A 22,905-nucleotide genomic window follows, 5' to 3' on the forward strand; every position below is an offset into this window, starting at 1 on the left:
TCATCAGCCCTGCGCAAACGGCACATGCGCCAGCTGGACATGGCCGAACTGATCGCCGGCAATCAGGCGCCGTCCACCCAGCCCCATGTGTTGCCGGTCAGTGCCCTGCAAACCTGGGTCGAAGACTTCAAGCCAACCGAACGGCGCATGCCGCTGACCTGGAGCAGCGACCCGGTCACCGAAACCTTGCCTATCGGCAACCTGGTCGCCGTGGCGCGTCACTACCCCTGGACCCAACCGAAGGTACCGGTGGTGGTAGCACTCGCCGACGCCGAAGGCATGGCCCTGGACCTGAGCCTGTCGGTCTCGGCCTACCAACATCAAATGCGCGACCTGATGCCCGCCGAGCAACTGGCACACACAAAACCCGCGCAACCTCCCGAGCAGGAACGCGTGCCGGCGTGCTACCGCCTGGATGCCGAGCAACTGAGCGTGCAAAGCCGCGATTTCCACCATCGCAACCTGGTGGGCATGCTGCTGAACAAGACGCTGGAAAGCATGTACCCGGCCGATGCGCCTTCACCTGAACTGGCCGCCTTCAGGCTTGGCACGGAGCGGCGTGGCCCTGCGCTGTCTGCGGCCGAGTCACATTTCCAGGCCCTCACCCATCAGGATTACTCCCCCCACGGCGCGCGCCTGGCGCGGCGCATCGATAGCGCCAAATACCGGCATTTCCTCGCCGAGCGCGATGAACTGGAACGGCGTATTGCAGCCCTGCGCAACCTGGCCTTGCAAGCCAGCAATGATCATGACGCCTGGCTGGCCACTGCCGAATCGCAACATATCGACAACCCCTACAGCCTGGCAGCCGCGCTGGCGTGTTACGACCGCGACGAACGCACCTCCGCCCGCGGTCTGGAAATCTCGCTGGCTTTGCTGATTCACCCGATGGGCCAGCCGACACCCGGCACCGAAGAGCATGACCGACGCTTCAAACGCCTGGAGCAATGGCTGGACCAGCACGACAGCCCGCTGTACACCGCCTTGGCGCCGTTCAACCCGTTCAAGGACAAGGCGGATTCGACCGGCTCTTTGTTCGGCGCCAGCGACAACGTAATCGAAGGATTGGCGGGTCGCTTCCCGGCCATGGCCGACATCACCGACCTTACCGCCCAGGCGGTCAATACCGTAGTGCTCAAGCGCCTGCATGGCCAGACACGGTGGGATGCCAGTCATGGCCTGCGTCAGCAGGTGCTGTTGGCGGCACGGGAGGCGAATGCCGAGAAGGCGTTGGGGTTGTTGGCAGCGCGCTATCGAATCACCGAACAGGCCATCACGGAAAATCCATTTAGCCAGGAGGCACAGAAGTATTTGAAGAGCGGTATGGCGCAGGTTGAGGAAATGAAACAACTGCGCATCTCGGGTAGCCGGACAATATCGATAGAACTGACCACCACTGCGCGAGTGAAGCCCAACTTTCTCGGGTTGCTCACCTCGGGCGGTGGCGGTGGTTTGAACGCGGGGATGCTGTGGTTCAACATCTTATCGCTGAAGACGGCCTATAACAGCCTGCAAAAGAACGATGCACCGGAATACACCTTGGGCTTTGCTTCATCGATTTTCGGAGTGATCGGTGCAGCGGCGGCGACGATGGTCAGCGTGCGAGCAACGCAGAAGGCTGTAATGCTGAAATTGAGTCCGACCGCACCAGGCATGGCCTTTGGCAATGGGATCATGAAGTTTTTAAGCAGTAATCTCTACGCACGCTTAGTGGGATACCCCGCTATAATTAGCGGATTAACTTCTGACATATTCAAGTCGCAGCGGCAGCGCACTAATGGCGACCAAATTGCAGCCCGATACACAATGGCTGGCGGAGTAACGATGGCCGCTGGCTCAATCGTCGTACTTGAAGCCGGACTGTCAATTGCAGGTGTTACTTCGTTTGTACCGTTCGCCGGATGGGCCGCGGCTGCACTTGTCCTGGTGGGAGTAGCCATCATTGCAGGAGGGCTGTACCTTCACGCCAAGGCACATGAGCGGCAGCACAGCCCGATAGAGCTTTGGGCAGCACGTTGCGTGTTCGGCAATCGCATCAACGATGGAGAGATGCACGCTGGAATTAACTTGGACTACGAAAATAGACTTCCTGCTTTTGCTTCGCTAAAAACCGAAATCAAAGCTTGGTACAACGAACACTACGGCCCTAAACTACTCTCCGCCGAGCAGGCCCTGTCACTCGGTATAACTAAAGTCGATACCCGATGGCATCAAGATCATCTCTGGTCTCCGCCAAACTGGACCGCTATCACACATAACGAAGTAGCCACACCTCAACCAGGTGTCGAGTTCACAGTGCTACTGCCTGGCTTCAGGCTAGGCGTAAGCGAATGGTCAGGGAGCTTGAGCGCCCTCCGTGACGGCCAAGGAATGGACGTTTTCCCAATCGCCCCAACCGGCCACATCGTAGGTGCTGGTTTGGTTCTACATTTTGAGAACACGCTAACCAACCAAAATCATGTCTCACTGCATCTCGCCTACAGCGCCAATCAGGGGTTGGACGAAGACAATGAGACCCTGTCGATTTTTCGTTTGGAACGCTGATCATGACAACCATCTGGTTATTCAATTCAACGTCAGATTCAGGGCACAAAGCCGCTATTGGCGGTCAACTTTTAAAAGCATATAAAAACAACCTATGCTTAAGAAACCCGTGGGTGACAGATTCTGTTTTCATGGGGAAATTGTACTGCGCATCGATCCTGATAGTAATGACCGGCATCTACCCTTCCTCTTTCTTTTCAAGTGACGCCTGGAATCCGCACACATTTGACCCAATACTTACTATCGGATTCGCACTCACCCCTTTCATATTCCTCCCCTTCCTCATCTACCGGATATTTCTCATAAAGGGCTTATCTAACATCTACCTCAACCGATCAACACGAAAGATTTACTACCAACGACTGAACAGGGTATTGGTTTTTGATTGGGATAATATGGGCGGGGGTATTTTCAAGCGCGTTGAGTTTGGCGGCTCATCCTTCAGCACCAGCTACGCCCTCGCCTTCGCCCCTCGCCGAGCGGATGGCAGCCTCCACCAAAAAGACTGCCTCTGGGTCGACAGCAACGAACCCACCGAGCCCGGGGTCAGACACGTCGCCGAAGTGTGGGAGTACCTTCGCCATTTCATGAACCACGGTCCAGACAAGCTTCCGCCCCCCGGCGAGCCCAATTGGTGGCACAAGCCACTCCACGCCATCTGCCTGACCCCGGCTGAAGCCTGGCGCCACTATGCCCCCTGGCGTACCGGCGAGCCCGGTGAAATGCAGGGCAAGAAAAACTGGCAACTGCCGTTCTGGGCCGTGTTGTTCCCCTACAACCTAACGGTCGCGATCGCTTGGTACTTCGTCTGCAAGCTTTTCAATGTCCGTGCAGCCCCCCCACCCGCGGAGGCATTGGAAGAAGCGCCTGCTAGCCCCGAATGACCACCACCTCAATGTATTCACTCGGCACCACCAACGATGAAGGCCCCGCGACGTTGTTCTCCTCCAGCAATTGGGTCAGATCCCGCTCCAGCGCACTGGCCGCCTCTGGCCCCAATGAAGCAAACGCCTTGTGTACCGGCCCATACCAGGTGCGGAACACCTCGATGAAATGCGCCGCCGAGCGATAGCGGAAGTTGAACTGCTGACGACTGACTTTCAGTTCGCCAAGCGCCCCTTCGAACATTACCCGCAACTGCTCCTCATCGCCCCAGCGCGAAGGCGGCAAGGCACCGGGGGGTGGAGGCACATGCCGGCCTAGAATTTTGAACATCTGCCCGACAAAGCCTTGCGGGGTCCAGTTGGCCAGGCCGATGCGGCCACCGGGCCGGCACACCCGGGCCAGCTCGCTTGCGGCCTGCGCCTGATCAGGGGCGAACATCACGCCGAAGGTGGAAAGCACGGCATCGAAGGTTCCGTCGGCAAACGGCAACGCTTCGGCATCGGCCGCCTGGAACAACACATTCAAGTGCTCGGCCCGCGCGCGCTCTTCGCCGCGCTTGAGCAATTCGGGCACATAGTCGGTGGAGGTGACGCGACAGCCGCGCCGGGCAGCGGCCAAGGTGGCGTTGCCGTTGCCGGCAGCAACGTCCAGCACCTGCTCGTCCCAGCGCAAGTCGCAGGCCTCGGCCAGGCGTTCGCCAACCAGTTGCAGGGTGGTGCCGATTACCGCGTAGTCACCGCTGGCCCACGCGGCCTGCTGACGGGCTTTAAGGGCACTGGTGTCCAAAGGGGTGCTCATCGTCTGCGCCTTCTTGTCGTGCGCGGCCGAGGTCCTTCTGGCGGTTAACGCGCCATATATTGGGGGGAACTAATTTACTCGCCTGTCAGGCGAAGCGGAAAGACGCTTTGGGGATAGCGCCAGGATCAAAGTGCTATATGAGCGCTGCTGGCCCAATCGCCGGCAAGCCAGCTCCCACAAGGGTGCAGTACCTGTGGGAGCTGGCTTGCCGGCGATGAGGGCGGTACAGCCAGCACAAAGTAACGAGTGGGACAGCAGCTATCAGGCGAATTTGGCCCGGGCTGCGTGCAGCTTCTTGTAGCTCTCGATCAGGCGCAGATGGCGATCAAGGCCTTCGAGCGTCATGCTGGTCGGGGTCAGGCCATGGAAACGCACGCTGCCGTCCAGCGAACCCAATACTGCGTCCATGCGCGCATTGCCGAACATGCGGCGGAAGTTGGCTTCGTAATCATCCATCTCCAGCTCGTCATCCAGCTGCACTTCCAGCACTACGTTCAGCGCCTGGTAGAACAGGCCACGCTCGACGGTGTTGTCGTTGAACTGCAGGAATGCCTCGACCAGCTCCTTGGCCTCCTCAAAACGCTGCACCGCCAGGCAAATCAGCAGTTTCAGCTCGAGAATGGTCAGCTGGCCCCACACGGTGTTCTCGTCGAACTCCACACCAATCAGCGTGGTGATGGTGGTGTAGTCATCCACATCGCAGTTGTCCAGGCGCTTGAGCAGCAACTTGAGGGGGCGGCTTTCGAGGGTGTGCAGGTTGAGGATGTCGGCGCGGAACGACAGGGCGCGGTTGGTGTTGTCCCAGATCAGGTCCTCGACCGGGTAGATTTCCGAGTAGCCCGGCACCAGGATGCGGCAGGCAGTGGCGCCAAGGTTGTCGTACACCGCCATGTACACTTCCTTGCCCAGGTCATCGAGAATGCCGAACAGGGTTGCGGCCTCCTGAACATTGGAGTCCTCGCCATGGCCGGAGAAGTCCCACTCGACGAACTCGAAGTCGGCCTTGGCGCCGAAGAAGCGCCACGACACCACGCCGCTGGAGTCGATGAAGTGCTCGACGAAGTTGTTCGGCTCGGTCAGCGCATGGCTCTCGAAGGTCGGCTGCGGCAGGTCGTTCAGGCCTTCGAAGCTGCGGCCCTGCAGCAACTCGGTGAGGCTGCGCTCCAGCGCCACTTCAAGGCTCGGGTGGGCACCGAACGAGGCGAAGACGCCACCGGTGCGCGGGTTCATCAAAGTCACGCACATGACCGGGAACTCGCCACCCAGCGAGGCATCCTTGACCAGCACCGGGAAGCCCTGCTCTTCCAGGCCCTGAATACCGGCGACAATGGCCGGGTACTTGGCCAACACTTCCTGCGGCACGTCCGGCAGGCACAGCTCGCCTTCGAGGATTTCGCGCTTCACGGCGCGCTCGAAGATTTCCGACAGGCATTGCACCTGCGCCTCGGCCAGGGTATTGCCGGCGCTCATGCCGTTGCTCAGGAACAGGTTTTCGATCAGGTTGGACGGGAAGTACACCACCTGCTGGTCGGACTGGCGGACGAACGGCAGCGAGCAGATGCCGCGCGCAGTATTGCCCGAGTTGGTGTCGTACAGGTGCGAACCGCGCAGCTCACCGTCCGGGTTGTAGATTTCCAGGCAATGCTCGTCGAGGATCTCGGCCGGCAGCGCGTCGCGCGGGCCAGGCTTGAACCACTGCTCGTTCGGGTAGTGCACGAACGGCGCGTTGGCCAGCTCCTCGCCCCAGAACTGGTCGTTGTAGAAGAAGTTGCAGTTCAGGCGCTCGATGAATTCGCCCAGCGCCGAGGCCAGCGCCGCTTCCTTGGTCGCGCCCTTGCCGTTGGTGAAGCACATTGGCGACTGCGCGTCGCGCACATGCAGCGACCACACATTGGGCACGATATTGCGCCACGAAGCGATCTCGATCTTCATCCCCAGCCCGGCGAGGATGCCCGACATGTTGGCGATGGTCTGCTCCAGCGGCAGGTCTTTGCCTGGGATGTAGGTGCTGCTGTCCGCCACCGGCATCAACAGGCCCTGGGCGTCGGCATCGAGGTTTTCGACCACTTCGATCACGAATTCAGGGCCGGTCTGCACAACCTTCTTGACCGTGCAGCGGTCGATTGAGCGCAGGATGCCCTGGCGGTCCTTGTCTGAAATGTCCTCGGGCAGCTCGACCTGGATCTTGAAGATCTGGTTGTAGCGGTTTTCCGGGTCGACAATGTTGTTCTGCGACAGGCGGATGTTCTCGGTGGGGATGTCGCGCGCTTGGCAGTACAGCTTGACGAAGTAAGCCGCGCACAAGGCCGAAGACGCCAGGAAATAGTCGAACGGGCCTGGGGCCGAACCATCGCCTTTGTAGCGGATCGGTTGGTCGGCGATCACCGTGAAGTCGTCGAACTTGGCTTCGAGACGGAGATTGTCGAGAAAATTGACCTTGATTTCCATGCGGGGTTACCGTGATTTAAGCGTGCAAAACGAAATTGGCCGGCATTATCCGGGTTTTTACGCCAGAAGTCCTGTTTGCCTGCCTGGCCCCATCGCCGGCAAGCCAGCTCCCACAGGGACTTGGGAGCTGGCTTGCCGGCGATGGGGCCAGTACAGACTTGCGCATTCCACCGGATTGCTTGCCTGATCCTCTGAACCTGCCCTCGCCTCCAGACCAGCGGTCATCCCCCTGTGCTAGCGTTTCTCCTCTGGGGAACAACGTGTTCCCACACAGAAAAAACACAGCGACAGCAACCGATGACTGGCAGGTGAACCATGGAACTACGCATTAACCAGCAGACCTACCAGGTCGAGGCGGACGCCGACACGCCCTTGCTGTGGGTGATCCGCGATGACCTGGGGCTGACCGGCACCAAGTACGGCTGCGGCCTGGCCCAGTGCGGCGCCTGTTCGGTGCTGGTGGACGGCAACGTGGTCCGCGCTTGCGTCACCCCGGTGGCCGGTGTGGTGGGGCGCGAGGTCACCACCATCGAGGCAATCGAAGCCGATGCCGTTGGCAAACGGGTGGTTGCGGCCTGGGTCGAGCACCAGGTGGCCCAGTGCGGCTACTGCCAGTCTGGCCAGGTCATGGCCGCCACGGCGCTGCTCAAGCACACCCCCAAGCCCAGTGATGCGCAGATCGACGCGGCCATGGTCAACCTGTGCCGTTGCGGCACCTACAACGCCATCCATGCTGCCGTGCATGACCTGGCCCAAGGGGAGCAGGCCTGATGAACACGCCAGTCGATAGCCCCGCAGAGCTGCTCAAGTTGCAACTGGGCGAAACCGTCAACCTGTCGCGGCGGCGCTTTCTTGCCGGCACCGCAGTCGGCGCCCTGGTGCTGGGTTTCGGCCTGCCCATGGGCTCGGCCCGCGTGCAGGCCGCAGCCGCGGCAACCGCAGAACGCGGCACTCAGGTGCCGGCGTTTCTGGAGATTCGCCCAGACGGCACGGTACGCCTGCTGAGCCCCTTCATGGAAGGCGGGCAAGGCCCCTTCACCGCCATGGCACAGATTGTGGGTGAAGAGCTGGATGTCGACCCCGTCAACTTCGTGGTCGATAGCGCGCCACCGGGCGAAGCTTATGTAGTGATGGAAAACGGCATGCGCATCACCGGCGGCAGCATGTCGGTGCGCATGAGCTACCCGACCATGCGCCGCCTGGGCGCCCTTGCCCGGGCCATGCTGCTGCAGGCGGGCGCCGAACAACTGGGGGTGCCGGTCGACGAACTCTCGACCACACCAGGAAACGTAGTACATACCACGAGCGGGCGTTCGATACCCTACGGCGACCTCGCCGGGCGCGCCATGGACCTGCCGGTACCCGACCCGGCCAGTGTCAAGCTGCGGGATCCCAGCCAGTTTCGCTGGATTGGCAAACCCGTTCGCCGACTGGATGCCTACGACAAGTCCACCGGCAAGGCCCAGTACTGCATCGACATAAAGGTCGACGGCATGCTCCACGCCGCCGTGCAGCACGCGCCACGTTTGGGCATGACCGTGGGCAGCCTGCGCAACGAAGAGCAGGTCAAGGCCATGAAAGGTGTGCATTCGGTGCATCAGCTGCCGGGCGCCGTGGCGGTGGTGGCCGAGCGCTGGTGGCACGCAAAGCGTGCGGTGGAGGCGGTTCAGGTTGACTGGCAAGAGCCGACCGCCGACAGCAAGGTGCGGCCGATGCCGGCCGATTTCTCCAGCGACGCCTGGCGCGAGCACTTGGCAACGGTCGAGGGCCCGGCCCGTGATGAAGAGAACGAAGGCGATATCGCCGGCGCCTTGAGCAATGCCAAGACCAAGGTCGAAGCCAGCTACCACAACCAGTACCTGAACCATGCCCAGCTCGAGCCACCGTCCGCCCTCGCCCGCTTCAACCCGGATGGCACCCTGGACGTCTGGCTGCCCAACCAGGCCCCGGACATGTTCCGTGACGACATTGCCAAGCGTACCGGCCTGGAGCCTGCGCACATCAACCTGCACTCGCCACTGCTGGGCGGCTTCTTTGGCCGCCACTTCCTGTACGACTCGGCCAACCCCTATCCGCAAGCCATTGCCTTGGCCAAAGCGGTTGGCCGGCCGGTAAAACTCATCTGGAGCCGCGAAGAAGAGTTCCTGCGTGATGTGCTGCGCCCGGTCGCAGTGGTGAAATTCCGCGCCGGGCTGGATGCCGATGGCATGCCAGTGGCCCTCGAAGCGGTCAGCGCCACCGAAGGCCCAACCGAGGCTCTTGCTGGCAAACAAGGGGAAAAGATCGACCCGACCGCGCTTGAGGGGCTATCAGGCAAGGCGTACGCCATCGCCAACAAGCGCATTGCCCAGATCTACGTCAAAGGCCCGGCCATGCTTGGCTACTGGCGTTCGGTGGGTAACTCGCTGAACGACTTCTTCTATGAATCATTCCTGGATGAACTGGCCGACAAAGGCGGCAAGGACCCGTTCGAGCTACGCCTGCACCTGCTGCGCGACAACCCGCGCCTGACCAACCTGCTGAACGCGGTCGCCGACTTGTCCGGTGGCTGGAAACGCGGGCCGTTCACCGCCGAGGATGGCAGTAAACGGGCACGCGGCGTGGCCATGGCCTCACCATTCGGCTCGGAGGCGGCAGTCATCGCCGAGGTATCGATCGAGAACGGCCAGGTCAAGGTGCACGACATCTGGGAGGCCATCGACCCGGGCAGCATCGTCAACCCGGCGATCATCGAACACCAGGTTAATGGTGCGGTTGCCCTTGGCCTGTCGCAGACGCTGGTGGAGGAAGCGGTATACGTGGATGGCGTGCCACGCGCACGCAACTACGACCTGTACCCGATCCTGCCGCCCTCGCGCATGGCCCGGGTGCATGTGCGCATAGTCGAAAGCGGCGCGAAGATGGGCGGTATCGGCGAGCCACCGCTACCCGCCGTCGCCCCGGCAGTGGCCAACGCAGTCGCGCAGCTTACCGGGCAGCGCGTACGCAGCCTGCCACTGAGCCGCCATACCTTCAGCTGATCGCACAAGGGACGCCCCATGACCCATCGTTTCGCAAGAACCGCTGGCTGGCTGGCGCTGCCGTGCCTGGTCGCGGCAGGCCTGCTGGCCTGGTATGTCACCCGCGAGTCGGCCACGCCGTTTGCCGACGTACAGGCCACTGCCGCTGACCCGGCATTGGTCAGCCGTGGCGAGTACGTGGCCCGCCTCAGTGACTGCGTTGCCTGCCACAGCCTGCCGGATGGCAAGCCCTTCGCTGGCGGGCTGGAAATGGCCACCCCGCTGGGTGCCATCCACGCCACCAATATCACCCCCGATCGCGACAGCGGTATCGGCAGTTACAGCCTGGCCGATTTCGACCGTGCCGTGCGCCAGGGTGTCGCGCCCGGTGGCCGCCGGCTGTATCCGGCCATGCCCTACCCGTCCTACGCCAAGCTCAGCGATGACGATGTAAAGGCGCTATACGCGTTTTTCATGCATGGTGTGCAACCGGTGCAACAGGCCAACCTGGCCAGCGACATCCCTTGGCCATTGAACCTGCGCTGGCCAATCGCCTTGTGGAATGGCCTGTTCGCGGCCACCACGCCTTACACCGCCAAGGCAGGGCAGGATGCGCAGTGGAACCGGGGTGCCTACCTCGTCCAGGGCCCCGGCCACTGTGGCAGTTGCCACACCCCGCGCGGCCTGGCCTTCAACGAAAAGGCCCTGGATGAAGGCGGCAAGCCGTTCCTGGCCGGTGCCCTGCTCGACGGCTGGTACGCACCGAGCCTGCGCGCCGACCACAACACCGGGCTGGGGCGCTGGAGCGAGGCAGAAATCGCGCAGTTCCTGAAAACCGGGCGCAACCGGCATGCCGTGGTGTTCGGCTCAATGACCGAGGCGTTCAACAATTCCACGCAGTTCATGCACGACGATGACCTGGCCGCCATTGCCCACTACCTGAAATCACTGCCCGGCGATCCCCAGCGTGACGGCGCGCCATGGCAATACCAGGCCGAATCGGCAGCTGCACGGCTCGACAGCCCGGGGGCGCACACCTATGTGACCCACTGCGCGTCTTGCCACGGTCTGGACGGCAAAGGCCAGGCCGAATGGATGCCGCCATTGGCAGGCGCCACCTCGGCACTGGCCAAGGAGAACGCCTCGGCGATCAATATCACCCTCAATGGTTCGCAGCGGGTGGTGGCTGCCGGTGTGCCGGATGCCTATCGCATGCCGGCTTTCCGCGCGCAATTGCGTGACCAGGACATTGCTGAGGTGCTGAGCTTCGTGCGTACGGCCTGGGGCAACCAGGGGGGTGAGGTGGATGCGCAGGCGGTAGGCAAACTGCGTGGTCATACCGACCCGGCCAGCAGCAGCCCGATCATCTTGCATATGCGCTGATTTGCCGTGGTTCATGCACCGACCTTTTCGCGGGCATGCCCGCTCCCACAGGAAACACGCCGCCCTGTAAATGGGTGTAATACCTGTGGGAGCGGGTTTACCCGCGAAGAGGCCAGCACAGCCACCCTTGAACATCAGGTTTAATGGACCCCCAATGGAAAGCATTGATCTGTTGGTTTTGCGCACCACCCGAGACTGGCTCGCCACCGGTCACCGCGTCCTGCTCGCCACGGTCGCCCGTACCTGGGGCTCCTCCCCCCGACCGGTCGGCTCGATGATGGCCTTGCGCAGCGACGGCCGCGTGGCCGGCAGTGTCTCCGGCGGCTGCATCGAAGACGACCTCATCCACCGCTACACCACCGCATACGGCGGGCCCGGCATGCCCGATGGCCAGCCTCAGGTGGTACGTTACGGCGTCAGCGCCGACGAGGCCCACCGCTTTGGCCTGCCCTGTGGCGGCACCCTTGAACTGGTGCTGGAGTTCGCCCCGGCACTGGCGCACCTGGACCAACTGCTGGCCTGCCTCGGCCGCGGAAGCCTGGTGCGCCGTGACCTGAACCTGCGCAGCGGCGAAGCCAGCCTCTGTGCCACCGGCACACCCGAACTGTTCAGCTTCGACGGCCAGCGCATGCTCAGCACCCTCGGCCCCGGCTACCGCCTGCTACTGATAGGGGGCGGCGCACTGGCCGAGTACCTCGCCACCATGGCCCTGTTCAACGGCTTCAATGTTTCGCTGTGCGACCCGCGCCCGGAGTACACGGCAGGCTGGGCAATCGCCGGGGTCAACGTGCTGCCCGGCATGCCGGACGACGTGGTCCGCGCCTTCGCCGCAGACATTCGCAGCGCCATCGTCGCGGTCAGTCACGATCCCAAACTGGACGACCTGGCCCTGCTCGAAGCCTTGCACAGCCCTGCGTTCTACATTGGCGCCATCGGCTCGCGGCGTAACAGCCAGCTGCGCCGCGAGCGCCTCATCGAACACTTCGGCGAAAGCGAGACCTCGCTGCAGCGCCTGCATGGCCCGATTGGCATCTACATTGGCAGCAAGACGCCGGCCGAGATCGCTGTCAGTGTAATGGCCGAGATTCTCGCGGCAAAAAACGACGTCACCCTGCCAGGTGCGGTCAACGTGAGCCAGGCCAAGGAAGCGGGGTCCCTGTAGGAGCACGTACGGGGCTGTTACTGCCACGGCTCCAGGTTCTGCTTCAGCATCTGCTCGGGCAGCGCCCCGGCAACGACCTTCGCCATCTCCCGCGCCAGGGCTTCACGCAGCTGTGGCTTGTTGCAGGGCGAATCATGCGAAATCGCCAGGTACAACCCTTCGCTGGACACCGGGGGCTGCAACACCTGCACAGTGGCTGCAATGCCCAGGGTGCGCGCCAACGCCATGCCGGGGTACTGCTCGTACACTACGTAATCACTGCGCTTGTGCATCAACTTCTCGAACGCCTGCCGTGCGCCAGGCACCGCTTCGAGGATGAGGTTGGCCTGGGCGTATTCATCGAACTGCTGGCCATGGCTGTTGTTGACCAGGGTCCCGCCTTTGCGGCCCTTGAGGTCTGCCCACTGGTGGTAGGCAAAGGCATTGTCCTGGCGTACCCAGACCACGCTGGGAGTACTCAGGAATGGTGGGGCGATGAAGTCCATCTGTTGCTTCCGGGCCTGGGTGATGAAATACCCGGCCAGCAGGTCGATCCGGCCGGTGCGCACTTCTTCCTGCGCCCGCGACCAGGGGCCGCCGTACACCAACTCGATGTCCAGCCCCAACTGCTTGCCCAGGTACTTGAGCAGGTCGGCGTTGGCACCGATCAGTTGCTGAGGGTTCTGCGGGTCGCGCCACAGGTAAGGGGGGTATTCCGGGTTGCCGGTCGCGGTCAGCCGTCGGCATGGCTCGTCCGCTGCGGCCGCCAGGGGCAGCAACAGGCAAGGCAACAGCAGCAAGGCTTTGCTCAAGCAACGCTGGATCATCTACAACCCTCGGCACATGTAACATCCGGCGACCCGGCGTGGTGGCCAAAGGCTGCCACATCCCGTGCTCGACCGCAGCATTCATCTGCGCGTGCTATAGACAGTCTGGACTAAGAGTTGTTAGTGGGGCGGCCTTTCATCGGCCAGCCAAGAAACAGGCCAACCCAATATCTTGGCCGGCCACGACGCCAGTTATCAACCGACGCCCGGTTCGAGCTGTCGCGCCTCAGGCCCCTTGCCGACGCATCGCCAGAATCGCCGCACCAAAGCCGATAAAGGTGGTGCCCACCACGCGGCTCACCCAGCGTGACATCGACGGCTGGGTCAACACACCCTTGGCCCGCGCCGCCAGTGCGGCATACAAGCTCAGCGAAGCAAGCGACAAGCCCACGAAAATCCCCGTCAGGGTCAGGAACTGCGGCAACAGTGCCGCCCCTTGGTCGATGAACTGCGGGAACAGCGCAGTGAAGAACATGGTTGCCTTAGGGTTGGTCACCGCTGTGAGGAAAGCCGATTTGTACAACTTCAGCGGGGTGGGCCTTACCTTGGCAGCGCCCTCAGCAGCGCCCTGCTCCAGCATCGGGCTTTTTTTCAGCAACTGCCGCGCACCGAGGTAGAACAGATAGCCTGCCCCCAGGATCTTCACGGCGTTGAACAGGACTTCGGAACTGGCCAGCAACGCGCCCAGCCCGAGCATGGCCGCAGCCGACAGGCAGAACAGGCCCGAGCCATTGCCCAGCGACGACCAGACCGCGCTCCGTTGGCCGTGGGCCAGGCTGTTGTTGATGGCCATCAGGGTGGCGGGGCCAGGGCTGGCGATCGCGATGGCAGCGACAAGGGTAAAGGCAAGCAGCGAGTGAGAATCCATTTCAGGCTCGTCAGGCAAATCAGGCTAGGCCGCGTGCAGGGCACGCAGGATCAGCCAGCATTCTGCCGCTTGGCTGCCTTCTTGGCGATAGCTTTCATGCGCGTTGCCGCGCGCTGCACGGTGGCCATCTTTTCCGGGCGTTTCATGCCCCGCCATTTGCGAATTTCGTCACGGGTACGGCCACAGCTCACGCACAGCTCGCTGTTGAGCTGGCATAACGAAACGCAGGGGTTGTCGATATCCTTGGCCATGCCACCACTCAGCCGGGCATTTCTGCCCGTGCACGTTCGGCAGCGCTCTGGAACACCTGGCGTACTTCTTCGGACTTGGCTTTGCTGACCGACCTGGCAGCCAGCAATTCATCGACCACACGAATGCACTGGCCCAGGGCGGTGTCCAGTTGCTCAGCGTCAGAGGCGTCAGCGATATCACCCAGATAAGGAGCGATGAGGTACACGTAACGGTCCTGCAGCTTGAGCGCTGCCAGCGCATCGAGGGCTTTCTGGAACCGATCGGCGGCGGCAGGGCTCATGCTCAATTTATCGAAATGAATCAGGCTCACACGGTCAGTGGCCATTGACGAATCTCCGTTTCCTGGTGCGGCCTGGCCCACAAGCAGCAACGCTTCTACGGTGCCCGGATGTGCAGGCCAGGGTAATGCCCACAGGGTACCAGAACGCGAGGCAGAAAGGGCCACCGCCCCCAGAACTAAAAGTATTTGGCAGGTCGCGCAATGGACGCCCCAAGACGTTTACGGGACAGGTACAGCCATTTCGGGCACAGGATAATCGGCCGGCAATCTCCCCGCCGAGGCCGTCATCGAACTCGGTCGCCCATACAACAAGAAGCCTGCGCCTGCAGGTAAACCACAAAGGGGCCTCATCATTCATGGCAAAGGAACACATCACCGAAACACTCGACCTTGGCGTGACAGACCCCTCGAAAACCGCAGAAGCCCGCCAGGACCGGCATTTCGAGGGCAAACTCGACTGGATTGTCTTTGGTTTCACCAGCCTTCTGGCGATCGCGTTCGTCCTCTGGGGCTTCCTCAACCAGGCCAGCCTCGCCAGCAGCGCCTCCAGCGCGCAATCCTGGGTCATTCTCAACTTTGGCTGGTTCTTCGTGCTCACCTCGACGCTTTTCGTGGTGTTCGTGCTGTGGCTGGCCGCCAGCCGTTATGGCCGGGTGCCACTGGGCCGTGATGGCGAACAGCCAGAATTCCGCACGGTGTCCTGGGTGGCAATGATGTTCAGCGCCGGCATGGGCATCGGCCTGATGTTTTTCGGCGTTGCCGAGCCGCTGTCGCACTATGTGACGCCGCCACCCGGCTCGGCCACCGCGCAGACGAGCGAAGCGATGCAGGTGGCAATGGCTACCACCCTGTTCCACTGGACCCTGCACCCTTGGGCGATGTACGCCATCGTCGGCCTGGTGATTGCCTACGGCACCTACCGCCGTGGCCGCTCGCAGCTGATATCCGCCGCATTCCGGCCGTTGATCGGCAAGCACGCCAACGGCCCGCTCGGCCGCCTGATCGACATGATGGCAATTTTTGCCACGCTGTTCGGCTCGGCGGCCTCGCTGGGCCTGGGTGCGCTGCAGATTGCCGGCGGGCTGGAATACAACGGCTGGGTCGAAAGCCCCGGCAAGTTGTTCTACATCGCCATCATCACCCTGCTGACCATTGCCTTCGTCACCTCGGCGGTGTCAGGCATCGGCAAGGGCATCCAGTGGCTGTCCAACACCAACATGGTGCTGGCACTTGTGCTGGCGGCGTTCGTGTTCATGGTCGGCCCTACCCTGCTCATGCTCAATCTGCTGCCGACCTCGATCGGTATCTACATCAAGATGCTGCCGGAAATGATGGCCCGCACCAACGCCAGCGGCGGCGATCAGATGAACAGCTGGCTGGCCGGCTGGACCGTATTCTACTGGGCCTGGTGGATTTCCTGGACACCGTTCGTGGGCATGTTCATCGCCCGCATCAGCCGCGGCCGCACCATTCGCCAGTTTGTCACCGGGGTACTGCTGGTGCCGAGCCTGGTCAGCCTGGTGTGGTTCACCATTTTCGGCGGTGCATCCATCGATGCCTTGCGCGAAGGCGCCTTCCAGCTGGCCAACGGTGCGGTCAACAGCAACCACGCGCTGTACCAGCTGCTGGACAGCTACCCGCTGGCGTCGGTTTCCTCTGTGCTGGTGATGATCCTGGTGGGCATCTTCTTCGTCTCCGGTGCCGATGCGGCGTCACTGGTGATGGGCACGCTATCGGAACACGGCACCACCGCGCCATCGCGGCGGACGGTGATTTTCTGGGGCGCGCTGACCGGGACGGTGGCGGCGATCATGCTGGCGATCGGCGACCCGCGGGACCCGGGCGAGGCGCTGACCGGGCTGCAGAACCTGACCATCGTCGTGGCCCTGCCCTTTGTGGTGGTGATGGTGCTGCTGTGCCTGGCGCTGTACCGCGACCTGCGTAAGGACCCGATGATGCTGCGTCACCTGCGCGGCAACGAGCTGATCGAGAAGGCCGTGTTGTATGGGGCGGTGAAGCATGGTGAGGAGTTCTACATCGTTGTGCAGGAGAAGAAGGCTGCGGTGAAGCAGGCGGCAGCAGCGAGCGAAGTGTCCGAAACCTGACACGCCAGCCCCGCCCGGTCCCTTGCAGGAGCGGGCGGGTACAGCGTCTGGTTCGGGGGCGCCACTTGAGGTATGGAACAGCGCCCCCTCGATAAGCGATTTTCCAGGGCAAATCGATAACCACAGCCCATGAAACGCCTGCGGTTCACCCCTTCAATGCCGCCGCTATCCTGGCCACATCGATCTTGCCCATCTGCATCATGGCCTCAAATGCCCGCTTGGCCGCCGCGCGGTCGGTGTGGCCAATCGCCTCGATCAGGATCCGGGGGGTGATTTGCCAGGAGATCCCCCACTTGTCCTTGCACCAGCCACACACGCTGGCCTCGCCGCCATTCGCGATGATCGCATCCCACAAGCGGTCGGTTTCGGCCTGGTCTTCGGTACTGACCTGGAACGAAAACGCCTCACAGTGCTTGAACGTCGAGCCGCCATTGAGCCCCACACAGGGTATGCCCATGACAGTGAACTCGACAGTGATGACATCGCCCTCCTTGCCCGAAGGGTAGTCAGCTGGCGCCTTGTGCAGCGCAATCACCTTGCTGTCCGGGAAGATGCTGGCGTAGAAGTTGGCGGCCTCCTCGGCATCGTTGTCGTACCAGAGGCAGATGGTGTTCTTGGCAGTCATGGCCGTGCTCCATGAAGGGTGTGGACCCTTGAGTCTAGCCCGCACCCTTGAACATAAAAAAAGCGCCCCATACGGAGCGCCAAAACACCCACCCAAACCAAAGGAGCTGCAGCGCTACCCAGGTGAATTCACAGGATCGACAATGGGTACTCCACGATCAGCCGCACTTCGTCCAGGTCCGACTCGAAAGCCGTGGCCCGGGTGGTGGCTTGGCGCACGCGCAGCGACAAGTCCTTGGCCGCGCCGGTCTGCACCACGTACTTGACCTCGATGTCACGCTCCCAGCGCTTCTGGTCGGTCAGCGGGTTGCCGTCGGCATCGCGACGCATGTACACAGCGTTGGCGTTGGAATAGTCGGCATCGGTGCCTTTGCCGTAGCGCGTCATGAACGACAGCCCGGGAATACCGTAGGCGGCCATGTTCAGGTCATAACGCAGCATCCACGAACGCTCTTTGGGCGAGTTGAAATCGCTGTACTGGATGGAGTTGTCGAGGAAGATCGAGTCGGACTGGCGCAGGTAGTCGAAGTCATCGTCGCCCTTGTTGCGCTGGTGAGTCAGCGCCAGGGTGTGGGCGCCGAAGCTCACACCCAGCCTGGCGCTCCAGATGTCGTTGTCGAAGGCGCCCAGCCGCTGCTGCCCTTCATCCACGGCTTTGTAATAGTTGAAGCCGCCGATCAGGGCCAGCTCATCGCTCAATGGCCAACTGAGGCTGGTGCCGGCGTAGTACTGGTTCCACACATCCTTGAGCCGGCTGCTGAACAGGCTGACGCTGACATGTTCGTCGAGCGTGTAGTCACCGCCGCCATAGGCGATCCACGGCGAATCGACCGGGCCGCCATAGAAGGTCACGAAGTTCTCCCGCAGATCACTGGACACCGGCTGGCTCATGGCATGCAGGCGCCCGGCTTGCAAGGTGAGGTCCTTGATACTGGTGTTTTCCAGGGTCACGCCACGGAAGCTTTCCGGCAGCAGCCGTGAGTCGCCAGCGGCCACCACCGGGTTGGCCGGGAACACATCGCCTACCTTCAGTACCGTGTCGTACAGGCGCACCTTGGCCGCGCCACCCACCTTGGTGTACGCGTCTCGGGCCTGGCCGTCATGGTCTACCGGCAACACATCGAACGAACTGCGCCCGCCATTGCGGCCGCCGCCGGTGTCCAGTTTGAGGCCGAGCATGGCGAACGCATCCAGGCCAACACCCACGGTGCCCTGGGTAAAACCCGACTCGAACCGGGCAATGACGGCGTGGGCCCAGGCTTCGGAATAACCGTTATCGGGTTGCTTGCCGGGGTTGTGCGTGGGGGCTGCGGAATCGCGGTTGTCGCGGTTGAAGTAGAGGTTGCGGTTGAGCACGCTGAGCGTGCTGCCCTCGATAAAGCCTTGCGCGGCCTCGTCCGCCGCCATCGCCAGGTTGCCGACGCCGGAGAGCGCCATGCACGCAGCCAGTTTCAGGGGTGATCTGCAGGTCATCCGATGCTCCTTGTACGTCATCTTTATAGTTGTGTCGGCTGGCCGAGATTGACGGCCGGCAGATAACGCCAAGGTGATCCGTGCATTACAATTGCGTCATCGCAGGCGAAGCGCTCTGGGGCGAGTTTCCGCAACATCCTGCAGACATTTCCGATATCAGGTAGTGAACCTGCCTACAAAAAAAGGGTCTTTGGCTGACGGTCAACTCAGCGACCGGTTCATCGGCCCAGTCATCGGGCCTACTTTTGTCCTGTTTCAGCGAAGACCCAACATGCCCGAATCCCGCCCAACCGCTTCCGTCCTCCCTGCCCTGCGCGGCGGCCTGATTGCCGCCTTGGTGGCCCTTGCTGCGCCGGTGCACGCCGAAGAGCCCGCCAGCGACGCACGCTGGGTCAGCGACAGCCTGAGTACCTATGTGCGCAGCGGCCCCACCGACGGCCACCGCATCGTCGGTACCCTGAAGTCGGGGCAACAGTTGACCCTGCTCGGCACCCAGGGCAATTACAGCCAGGTGCGTGGGCAGAATGGCGATGTGGTATGGATACTCAGCAACGACTTGCAAGCGGTGCCGGGCCAGAACGAGCGCCTGCCGCAACTCGACGCCCAGGTCGTGGAGCTGACCGGGCAGTTGAAGACCATCGACGACAGCTGGAAGAGCCGGGTACAGGGCATGCAGGAAACCCTCGACTCACGGAAAAAACTCATCGACGAACTGGAAGCGCGCAACAAGGCGCTGAATGAACAGTTCGACCAGAGCCAGTCGGAGCTGCGCGATACCCAGGCGCGCCTGGGTGACGAGAACAAGCAGGTGATGATGCGCTACATGGTGTATGGCGGCAGCATTGCCGGTGCGGGCTTGCTGGCCGGGCTGATCTTGCCGGCGTTGACCCGTGGGCGGAAGAAGAATGATCGCTGGTTCTGACAGCTTGACCATCCTTCGCTGGCCTCTTCGCGGGTAAACCCGCTCCCACAGGATTTGCAACAGATTCAAGGCTTGTACAGTACCTGTGGGAGCGGCGGTGCGGCGATCCGACATGCTCGCGAAGAAGCCAGTAAGGGCTTACTTGCTACGCGCCTTGTTATAGATGGTCTTGGCTTGGTCCGCCGAGGACTGGCACTGGGTAAAATCACCCTTGCTCTGAGCATCCTTGGCATTTTGCAGGTGGACTTTGAAGTCATGGGCCATGCCGCCATGCATCGCCTGGCCGCTGGCCTTGTGGAAATCTTCAAGTTCCTTGATCTTGGCCTCACAGTTGCTCGCAGGGTCTGCGTGTACGGCAAAGCTGAGGACGGACGCAATCACCAACAAGGGTATGCATTTCGTGGATTTCATGGAGCGTTCTCCTGGAAAACCATAGGGTTCGTCGAGGTGTATCTTGCTCGACGCAGCAAACAGCATAGTTGGCCGCAACTTGAATCGCAGGGCTTCAGCCCAGCGGTAAACCTGTCTTGGCGAACAGGAATTCGATGAAAACCCGCACTCGCAGCGGCATGTACGATGCCTGTGCCCTACTGTCGCAAGCGCTCCAACGCCTGCAACACATACCCCGTGGCCCGTTCCACCTGGCCCTCCCGGCAGGCGATACCCAACTGCCGCCACAACCCTGGGCGCAGCGGCCGGCGCGCAATGCGCCGGTCCAGTTCGGCGGCCTCGCCTTCCTGCGGCAGCAACGTAGCGCCGTAACCGGCCCCGACCAGGCTTTTGATCGCATCGTTGTAGTTCAACTCGATCCGCGGCTCGGGGTACAACCCCGCTGCCGCGAACCATTCCCCGGTAACCCGTGACAGCTGGGTACTGCTGTCGTTGAGGATCAACGCCCGCTGCGCCAGCCAGGCCGGTGTGACCTTCGTCGGCGGCTGCCAGTCGGCCGGTACGTAGGCCAGGATCGGGTCGCGCCGCCAGGGATTAACTGTCAGCCCTTTGCCGGCGACCTGCGGCAGGGCCACCAGGCCGATGTCCAGCGTCCCCTCGCGCAATCGCCCCAGCGATGCCTGGGAGGTCAGCACCTGCACTTGCACGTCGATCCCCGGATGGTCCGCACGCAGGTGCTCCAGTGCCTGCGGTAGCAAGTGGGCGATAGCACCGGTAGACGCGCCAAGGCGTACCCGGCCGGTCAGCCCCTCGACTTGTCGGCGTACTTCGTCCAGCGCCAGGTCGGCGTCGGCCAGCAGGCGCCGGGCACGCGCCAGCAGCGTTTCGCCAATGGCCGTGGGGCGCACCTGGCCGCGGGTGCGGCTGAGCAACGGGGCGCCGATACGTGCCTCCAGTTCGGCCACATGCAGGCTGATGGTGGGCGGTGCCAGGTTGAGCTGGCGGGCGGCCTCGGCAAAAGAGCCCAGGTCGGCTATGACCACCAGGGTGCGGAGGCGGTCAAGGCTGATTTCGCGCATGGTCTTTATTGGCCTACATTCAGAATAAATGAACATCAGCATCATGATATTCAAATTTCCTTTAGTCCAGCCACAGGCGAGCATGGGCCATCCCAACCCGACCGGACCCTGACCATGCATACCCCTGTTGTCTTCATCGACGGTGACCAAGGCACTACCGGCCTGCAGATCCACGCCCGCCTGCAAGGCCGCAGCGACCTGCGCCTGCTTACCCTGCCCGAGGCCGATCGCAAAGACCCGCAGCGCCGCCGCGAGGCCATCAACAGCGCCGACATCGCCCTGCTGTGCCTGCCCGACGACGCCGCTCGTGAGGCCGTGGCAGCGATCCACAACCCGCAGGTGCGGGTGATCGACGCCAGTTCGGCGCACCGTACCACCCCGGGCTGGGTCTATGGCCTGCCAGAACTGGACGACCAGCAGGCCGAACGCATTGCCCAAAGCAAGCGCGTCAGCAACCCGGGCTGCTACCCCACTGGCGCCATCGCCCTGCTACGCCCGCTGGTCAAGGCCGGGCTACTGCCAGCCGACTACCCGCTGGGCATCCATGCCATTTCCGGCTACTCCGGCGGTGGCCGCGCGGCGGTCGAGCGCCACGAACAACCCGGTGCCGGTAATGCACCGGTCTTGCAACTTTATGGGCTGGAGCTGGCGCACAAGCACGTACCCGAAATCCAGCAACATGCCGGGCTGTTGGCACGGCCGGTGTTCATGCCAGGCTACGGTGCTTACCGCCAGGGCATCGTGCTGAGTATCCCACTGCAATTGCGACTCTTACCGGGCCAGGTCAGCGCCGAACAGCTACAGGCCTGCCTGGAGCGGCATTACCAGGGCGCACGCCATGTGCAGGTGATGCCGCTGCATCAGCAAGGCGCAGCTGCAAACCTTGACCCCGAGGCATTGAACGACAGCAACGACCTGCGCCTGGCGCTGTATGCCAACCCCGAGCATGGCCAGGTCTTGCTGACCGCAGTGTTCGATAATCTGGGTAAAGGTGCCTCCGGCGCAGCGGTGCAAAACCTCGACCTGATGCTTGGTGCACTACAGCAACAAGGCTGATACGGCAAAACCGGTTAAACTGTACAGCCCGCGCCAACCTGGCCCGGGCTGTATTCCCACCCGCCGGAGCCCGCCCCCCGATGTTCATCCTGAGCCGCCTCGACAGCGTGCCGCCCGAATCTTTCCAGAACCAGATCCGCGAGCTGGTGATCCACCATGTCGGCGAACTGAGCAGTGTCGCCATTACCGCCGAAAACCCGCTGTACCCGCTGTACCAGTACGGCGTCGGCATGGAGGTGCACCAGTACCTGCAAGCACTGGATGGCACCCGCGGCCTTGCCGTGGCGCTGACCCTTGCACTGGATGCAGAGGCGCCGGACCAGTTGCTGGGCTTTGCCCTGTCGCTGCCGGCCGACGACGATGAGCAGGCGTGTTCACTGGCATTTCTTGCCGTGCGCGCCAGCCATCGCCGCCAGGGCATCGCCCGCGCCTTGCTGGGCGACCTGCAGGCTCGGCATGCCTGCGTGGAGCTGAACGCCTTTGCCAGCCAGGTGCCGTGGTTCGAGGCGATGGGCATGCAGGTGGTGGCCGCCAATGGGCCGCAGGTGCTGATGAGCAGTACCGGCCATGCCAGTGGTGCGTTGATCGGGCGCCTGGACATTGCGCCGATTTATCAAACCGCTGAAGTGATGCAGATTCACACCTACCTGCTTAACCAGCAGGGTGAGGATGCGATGATCGAAGCAGAGCAGATGCGCGATGAACGGCTGGATGAGCTGGCCGCCCAAGCGCTGGAGTGTGTACGGCAGCGCAAGACCGTGCATTGATCCGATGGCCTGTTCGCGGGCTTGCCCGCTCCCACAGGACTACCGTCAGGCCCAAGGCCGGTGA

Annotated in this window: 20 protein-coding genes; 10 read left to right on the forward strand and 10 right to left on the reverse strand. The window is 62.4% G+C overall.

Features of this window, described 5'->3' with window-relative positions; translation table 11 throughout:
• Both E8E78_RS20280 and E8E78_RS20285 read left to right on the forward strand, forming a co-directional pair.
• The coding region (locus tag E8E78_RS20280; RefSeq protein WP_280337139.1) for a T6SS effector BTH_I2691 family protein at positions 1-2,544 on the forward strand (2,544 nt) is incomplete at its 5' end.
• Positions 2,545-2,546: 2 nt separating this feature from the next.
• On the forward strand, positions 2,547-3,428 hold the full coding sequence (locus tag E8E78_RS20285; RefSeq protein ID WP_059396146.1) for a DUF6708 domain-containing protein: 882 nt from the start codon (positions 2,547-2,549) through the stop codon (positions 3,426-3,428).
• Here E8E78_RS20285 and E8E78_RS20290 read toward each other — a convergent pair.
• Both E8E78_RS20290 and E8E78_RS20295 read right to left on the reverse strand, forming a co-directional pair.
• Positions 3,415-4,227 carry a class I SAM-dependent methyltransferase gene (locus E8E78_RS20290; RefSeq protein WP_049276889.1) on the reverse strand — a complete coding sequence of 271 codons (813 nt, stop codon included), beginning with the start codon at positions 4,225-4,227 and terminating at the stop codon, positions 3,415-3,417. The genes E8E78_RS20285 and E8E78_RS20290 overlap by 14 nt on opposite strands.
• A 261-nt stretch (positions 4,228-4,488) precedes the next feature.
• Positions 4,489-6,675 (reverse strand): OsmC domain/YcaO domain-containing protein, encoded by a 2,187-nt coding sequence (locus tag E8E78_RS20295; protein WP_280313601.1) that lies wholly within the window; start codon positions 6,673-6,675, stop codon positions 4,489-4,491.
• 315 nt (positions 6,676-6,990) lie between these two features.
• On the opposite strand from E8E78_RS20295, the gene E8E78_RS20300 reads away from it, so the two are divergent.
• The 4 genes from E8E78_RS20300 to E8E78_RS20315 all read left to right on the forward strand — a co-directional run bounded on the left by E8E78_RS20300 (position 6,991) and on the right by E8E78_RS20315 (position 12,219).
• Positions 6,991-7,446: a (2Fe-2S)-binding protein gene (locus E8E78_RS20300; protein ID WP_016487486.1), complete on the forward strand. Its 456-nt coding sequence runs from the start codon at positions 6,991-6,993 to the stop codon at positions 7,444-7,446.
• Complete coding sequence (locus tag E8E78_RS20305) at positions 7,446-9,695, forward strand: molybdopterin cofactor-binding domain-containing protein (RefSeq protein ID WP_049276892.1); 2,250 nt, start codon at positions 7,446-7,448, stop codon at positions 9,693-9,695. Before E8E78_RS20300 ends, E8E78_RS20305 begins: the two co-directional genes overlap by 1 nt.
• An 18-nt stretch (positions 9,696-9,713) precedes the next feature.
• Positions 9,714-11,057, forward strand: coding sequence for a cytochrome c (locus E8E78_RS20310; RefSeq protein WP_049276894.1), 1,344 nt, complete (start codon positions 9,714-9,716; stop codon positions 11,055-11,057).
• Between the two features lie 154 nt (positions 11,058-11,211).
• Entirely contained in the window at positions 11,212-12,219 is a 1,008-nt protein-coding gene (locus E8E78_RS20315) for an XdhC family protein (protein WP_049278237.1), read from the forward strand.
• Positions 12,220-12,236: 17 nt separating this feature from the next.
• On the opposite strand, the gene E8E78_RS20320 is transcribed toward E8E78_RS20315, so the two are convergent.
• From E8E78_RS20320 to E8E78_RS20335, 4 genes are all read right to left on the reverse strand, one after another.
• Positions 12,237-13,025 carry a transporter substrate-binding domain-containing protein gene (locus E8E78_RS20320; protein WP_114942517.1) on the reverse strand — a complete coding sequence of 263 codons (789 nt, stop codon included), beginning with the start codon at positions 13,023-13,025 and terminating at the stop codon, positions 12,237-12,239.
• 226 nt (positions 13,026-13,251) lie between these two features.
• A complete protein-coding gene (locus tag E8E78_RS20325) occupies positions 13,252-13,893 on the reverse strand; it encodes a LysE family translocator (RefSeq protein WP_049274834.1) in 642 nt (213 codons plus the stop codon).
• A gap of 50 nt (positions 13,894-13,943) precedes the next feature.
• Positions 13,944-14,144 (reverse strand): DUF1289 domain-containing protein, encoded by a 201-nt coding sequence (locus tag E8E78_RS20330; RefSeq protein ID WP_010954468.1) that lies wholly within the window; start codon positions 14,142-14,144, stop codon positions 13,944-13,946.
• An 8-nt stretch (positions 14,145-14,152) separates the two neighbouring features.
• Positions 14,153-14,470 (reverse strand): hypothetical protein, encoded by a 318-nt coding sequence (locus E8E78_RS20335; protein ID WP_016499285.1) that lies wholly within the window; start codon positions 14,468-14,470, stop codon positions 14,153-14,155.
• Positions 14,471-14,781: 311 nt separating this feature from the next.
• Here E8E78_RS20335 and E8E78_RS20340 point away from each other — a divergent pair, with 311 nt between their 5' ends.
• Entirely contained in the window at positions 14,782-16,530 is a 1,749-nt protein-coding gene (locus E8E78_RS20340; RefSeq protein ID WP_016499284.1) for a BCCT family transporter, read from the forward strand.
• Positions 16,531-16,675: 145 nt separating this feature from the next.
• Here E8E78_RS20340 and E8E78_RS20345 read toward each other — a convergent pair whose 3' ends face one another.
• The gene (locus tag E8E78_RS20345; protein ID WP_016499283.1) at positions 16,676-17,155 is read right to left on the reverse strand and encodes a VOC family protein; all 480 of its coding nucleotides are present in this window, start codon (positions 17,153-17,155) and stop codon (positions 16,676-16,678) included.
• Between the two features lie 128 nt (positions 17,156-17,283).
• Complete coding sequence (locus E8E78_RS20350; protein ID WP_016499282.1) at positions 17,284-18,627, reverse strand: OprD family porin; 1,344 nt, start codon at positions 18,625-18,627, stop codon at positions 17,284-17,286.
• Positions 18,628-18,898: 271 nt separating this feature from the next.
• Between E8E78_RS20350 and E8E78_RS20355 the strand changes: the two genes are divergently transcribed.
• Entirely contained in the window at positions 18,899-19,549 is a 651-nt protein-coding gene (locus E8E78_RS20355; RefSeq protein ID WP_016499281.1) for a TIGR04211 family SH3 domain-containing protein, read from the forward strand.
• A gap of 138 nt (positions 19,550-19,687) precedes the next feature.
• Here the strand turns inward: E8E78_RS20355 and E8E78_RS20360 are convergent, their stop codons facing one another.
• Positions 19,688-19,960, reverse strand: coding sequence for a hypothetical protein (locus E8E78_RS20360; protein ID WP_016499280.1), 273 nt, complete (start codon positions 19,958-19,960; stop codon positions 19,688-19,690).
• 176 nt (positions 19,961-20,136) lie between these two features.
• Entirely contained in the window at positions 20,137-21,018 is an 882-nt protein-coding gene (locus E8E78_RS20365; protein WP_049274835.1) for a LysR family transcriptional regulator, read from the reverse strand.
• A 114-nt stretch (positions 21,019-21,132) separates the two neighbouring features.
• Between E8E78_RS20365 and argC the strand changes: the two genes are divergently transcribed.
• Both argC and E8E78_RS20375 read left to right on the forward strand, forming a co-directional pair.
• On the forward strand, positions 21,133-22,074 hold the full coding sequence (gene argC, locus E8E78_RS20370; RefSeq protein ID WP_049274830.1) for an N-acetyl-gamma-glutamyl-phosphate reductase: 942 nt from the start codon (positions 21,133-21,135) through the stop codon (positions 22,072-22,074).
• Between the two features lie 80 nt (positions 22,075-22,154).
• The gene (locus E8E78_RS20375; RefSeq protein ID WP_016499277.1) at positions 22,155-22,841 is read left to right on the forward strand and encodes a GNAT family N-acetyltransferase; all 687 of its coding nucleotides are present in this window, start codon (positions 22,155-22,157) and stop codon (positions 22,839-22,841) included.
• The last annotated feature ends 64 nt before the right edge of the window (positions 22,842-22,905 follow it).

The organism is Pseudomonas sp. BN505 (assembly GCF_029873175.1).
Classification (GTDB): Bacteria; Pseudomonadota; Gammaproteobacteria; order Pseudomonadales; family Pseudomonadaceae; genus Aquipseudomonas; species Aquipseudomonas putida.